At 42.8% G+C, this 4,452-nt stretch carries 2 protein-coding genes and 4 tRNA genes; 2 read left to right on the top strand and 4 right to left on the bottom strand.

Translation table 11 applies throughout. From position 1 onward, the window contains the following. Positions 1 to 426: 426 nt before the first annotated feature. Together ABYB02_RS15000 and ABYB02_RS14995 are read left to right on the top strand one after the other, a co-directional pair. Positions 427 to 1,845: an alanine/glycine:cation symporter family protein gene (locus ABYB02_RS15000; protein ID WP_372763211.1), complete on the top strand. Its 1,419-nt coding sequence runs from the start codon at positions 427 to 429 to the stop codon at positions 1,843 to 1,845. Between the two features lie 235 nt (positions 1,846 to 2,080). Next, positions 2,081 to 3,697 (top strand): BCCT family transporter, encoded by a 1,617-nt coding sequence (locus ABYB02_RS14995; RefSeq protein WP_372763210.1) that lies wholly within the window; start codon positions 2,081 to 2,083, stop codon positions 3,695 to 3,697. Positions 3,698 to 3,941: 244 nt separating this feature from the next. Here ABYB02_RS14995 and ABYB02_RS14990 read toward each other — a convergent pair. The 4 genes from ABYB02_RS14990 to ABYB02_RS14975 form a co-directional block, all read right to left on the bottom strand. After that, positions 3,942 to 4,028 (bottom strand) — tRNA-Leu (locus ABYB02_RS14990). A 38-nt stretch (positions 4,029 to 4,066) separates the two neighbouring features. Further along, positions 4,067 to 4,140 (bottom strand) — tRNA-Cys (locus tag ABYB02_RS14985). Positions 4,141 to 4,158: 18 nt separating this feature from the next. Further along, positions 4,159 to 4,234 (bottom strand) — tRNA-Gly (locus ABYB02_RS14980). A 124-nt stretch (positions 4,235 to 4,358) separates the two neighbouring features. Next, positions 4,359 to 4,445: transfer RNA gene (locus ABYB02_RS14975), tRNA-Leu, on the bottom strand. Between the last annotated feature and the right edge of the window lie 7 nt (positions 4,446 to 4,452).

The following is a 4,452-nucleotide window of genomic DNA, read 5'->3' as shown; positions in this document are numbered from 1 at the left end:
GTACGAGTGCCCACACAGATGATTGCTTTATATTGTTAAAGAACGTTGCGATTAAAGCTAAACTTTATCTCGCTAGGGCTGCGCATGTTACGCTTTCCTATTTTTTTGTCAACACTTAATTTTAAACTTTGTTAAAAATCTAAACTTAAGTTTTACTCGACTCACTGATGACTTGCTTGCCTCGCTAAGCGTTGCCTGCTCTGCCGTCTCAGTGGGGTCGCATTATAGGGAGAACAGATTTTTACGCAAGCGTTTTTATCCACTTTTCTGCATTTAATTATTACCCAGAAGATATACAAAACACACCCACAAGTTACCCACAAAACCCTGTGCATAAGTTAACTTTTTCACCTTGTTTACTAAACTATTGCCCCGGCTTATGCTAAGTTGCGCCACAGATTTAAACTCGTTTACTAGGCAAATAACATGACAGAAATAATAAATAGTATAAGTGGCCTCTTATGGGGGCACGTTTTAGTATACTTATTAATAGCCGCAGGGCTGTTTTTCACCATTCGTCTGCGTTTCATCCAATTTGTACAGTTTCCTCACATGATAAAAGTCATGTTCCTTAGTCGTAGAGGTTCGGGAGATGGCATCTCTTCATTCCAAGCTTTTTGTACATCCTTAGCCGCGCGTGTGGGGACCGGTAATATGGCCGGGGTTGCTGTGGCACTTTATCTTGGCGGTGCAGGCGCAATTTTTTGGATGTGGCTTATAGCTTTAATTGGTATGGCTACCAGCTTTGCCGAAAGTACATTAGCTCAGGCATACAAAACCCGTGATGAAGAGGGTAACTTTAGAGGCGGCCCTGCTTATTATATGCAGTACGGTTTAGGCAAACGCTGGATGGGCGTTATTTTTTCGCTGTGCTTAATATTAGCGTTTGGCTTTGTTTTTAATGCCGTGCAATCAAACTCAATTGCTGCCGCATTTGAAGTGGCTTTTGATATTCCTAATTATGCAGTCGGTATCGCACTTGTTGTTGGTTCTGGAATTATTATTTTTGGCGGTTTAAAAACGATTTCTCGCTTCGCTGAAATGGTTGTACCGTTTATGGCCCTTGCCTACTTATTAGTAGCCTTATATGTATGTGCTATAAATTACACCGAATTACCCGCGGTTTTCATGCATGTAATTAATAGTGCCTTTGGTTTAGAGCAAGCCGGCGCTGGTGCAATTGGTTATGGTGTAATGCAAGCGATGATCCAAGGTATTAAACGCGGCCTGTTTTCAAACGAAGCCGGTATGGGTAGCGCCGCCAACGCTGCAGCAACAGCGACCCCTAACCCGCCGCATCCTGCATCACAAGGTTATGTACAAATGCTTGGCGTATTTGTTGACACCATTGTAATTTGTAGCGCCACAGCGGCACTTATTTTACTATCGCAACAGCTTACTGCTGACTCAGGTTTAACCGGGATAGCGCTAACGCAAGCAGCGCTTGAGGAACACGTAGGAAGCTGGGGTGCTATTTTTGTGGCGATTGCCATTTTATTCTTTGCATTTACCTCTATCGTGGCGAATTACTCTTATGCAGAAACCAATTTATTGTTTTTAGAGCATAACCACGCCTATGGCATGCTTATTTTCAGAGTGGCCGTTTTGGGGATGGTGATGTTTGGCGCGATGGGCGAGCTACCCTTAGTATGGACGCTAGCTGATATCTCAATGGGGCTTATGGCTATTGTCAACGTCATTGCCCTGTTTATGTTATCTGGTGTGGTGGTATGGCTATCAAAAGACTACAACGCTCAGCGCCGCGCCGGCAAGTTACCCACTTTTGATCCAAGCAAACATAAGCACCTTGATAATACTATTCCAAAAGGGGTTTGGCATAAGTAGGCCTTTATAACCACTTAGTGGCTTTAACTACACAAGTTACGCTACTTTATTAAAGCAATCCGAAGTCATTTACTGACTTCGGATTTTTTTTGCTTTAAAAACAGCGTAAATTAACGGCATCATTAAGCAAATTAGTTATATAGAATGGCACACTCTCTGCAATTATTTTTTAGTTATGAGATAGTTTAATTAGCTGATTCACTTAATAAAATTCATCTATAACAAAGGAGATTACATGGATGACACAGTAAAAAAGTACAGTATCGATACCACCGATTATCAAGTAGGTCAGGATAATGTACAAAAATGGGGGTTTGATATTCATAATCCGGTCTTTGGCATCAGCGCTTTTTTAGTTGTTTTATTTGTCACCCTCACCTTAATTTTTGATCCCGCTGTTAGTCGTGCTGCTTTAACCTCAATCAAAGATGCCATTGTTAACCAATTTGATAGCTACTTTATGTTAGTGGCTAACGGGTTTGTGCTGTTTTGTTTACTGCTGGCATTATCACCTTTAGGTAAAATTCAATTAGGCGGTAGGCAAGCGAAACCCGAACATGGCTATTTATCATGGCTTGCCATGTTATTTGCCGCTGGTATGGGGATTGGCTTGTTATTTTGGGGGGTAGCCGAACCCACCGCGTACTTCACGGGGTGGTACCACATGCCCATGAATGCCGAGCCTAACTCTCTGCAAGCACATTCATTAGCATTAGGTGCGACCATGTATCACTGGGGGTTACATGGCTGGTCAATTTATGCCGTTGTTGGGTTAAGCCTGGCCTTTTTTGCATATAATAAAGGACTGCCGTTATCAATTCGTTCTGTGTTTTACCCTATTTTTGGCGATCGCGCATGGGGCTGGCTTGGTCATATTATTGATATACTCGCCGTGCTCTCTACTTTATTTGGCTTAGCAACATCACTAGGCTTAGGTGCACAACAAGCCACAAGCGGTATAAACTATTTACTCGGTACTGACTACGGTACAGCCTTTCAAATCGCTGTTATTTGCTTAGTAACCTGTATTGCCATACTTTCTGTGATTAGAGGGATTGAAGGTGGTGTAAAAGTACTGAGTAATATTAACTTAATTTGTGCCTTTATTTTGTTATTAGTCATCATTGCAGTGACTTTTTCAGATTCCCTTGCCGCCATTTGGTTTACAGTTGGCGCGTATGCGCAGCACATAGTGCCATTGAGTAACCCTTTTGATCGTGCTGATGAGAACTGGATGCATGCTTGGACTGTATTTTATTGGGCATGGTGGATCTCATGGTCACCGTTTGTGGGTATGTTTATAGCGCGTGTTTCTAAAGGTCGCACAGTACGTGAGTTTTTGTTAATCGTTATAGGCCTTCCTACCCTCCTTAGCTTAGTGTGGATGGGTGTGTTCGGCAATATGGCAATTAATCAAGTTATTGAACAAGTCGGCCCGCTTGGTCAGCAGGGTTTAACTGATATCTCGGTCACTTTATTTCAGGTTTATGAGCAACTGCCTTTCGCAAGTGTAATTTCTGTGATTTCGATCGCATTAATTTTAGTGTTTTTTATCACGTCGTCTGATTCTGGTTCATTGGTGATCGATGGCATCACCGCTGGCGGAAAGATAGACTCACCGGTGCCGCAGCGTATATTTTGGGCAACCATTGAAGGGATAATAGCAGCTATACTACTTTGGATTGGCGGCTCACAAGCTTTACAAGCCTTGCAATCTGGAGTGGTGACAACTGCCCTGCCTTTTTCAATAGTGCTAATTTTAATCTGTCTCGCGTTGGTACAAGGCCTAATCAGTGAATATCCGCTTTATAAGGCCCCAAGCAACTATCAGGCACATAACAAACCTCAATAACGCTCAGCCTTTATAGCGGTCTATTAGGCCGCTTAGACGCGTCTGTCCACATATAAATAATGGCGCAAATAGCTAGATTTGAAGTTAGTGCAGCGGTGTCAGAACATGGTAATTAAAAATACAGTGAGGTAAGAAGTATAACGGGATAATAATAACCAATCTGGTATTAAAAAGTAATATTAATAAATTAGCTTACTGAAGCAAGATTGGAAACTGATAAATTAAGGGGGAAGTTTAAATAAAATGGTGCCCGAGGCCGGACTTGAACCGGCACGACTTGTTAGTCGAGGGATTTTAAATCCCTTGTGTCTACCAATTCCACCACTCGGGCATCGAGTTTGCTAATTAAAGCGTGTGGAGTAAATTATTTGGAGGCGGAACCCGGAGTCGAACCGGGGTAAACGGATTTGCAATCCGGTGCATGGCCACTCTGCCATTCCGCCTAAACATATCAAATAATTTGGAGCGGCACACGAGGCTCGAACTCGTGACTTCGACCTTGGCAAGGTCGCGCTCTACCAACTGAGCTAGTGCCGCATAAACATTATCAGTTATTTGTCCGTTGAAGCGCGACCATGTCGCGGTAAACGTTCTGGCAACTGAACTAGGGCCGAAAATACTATTTTATCACCTTTAAACTATCTTGGTAAATAATTTAAAGTGGTGCCCGAGGCCGGACTTGAACCGGCACGACTTGTTAGTCGAGGGATTTTAAATCCCTTGTGTCTACCAATTCCACCACTCGGGCATCGAGT

The organism is Pseudoalteromonas sp., assembly GCF_041613455.1.
Lineage (GTDB): Bacteria > Pseudomonadota > Gammaproteobacteria > Enterobacterales > Alteromonadaceae > Pseudoalteromonas.
This window is presented reverse-complemented; position numbering and strand designations above follow the sequence as displayed.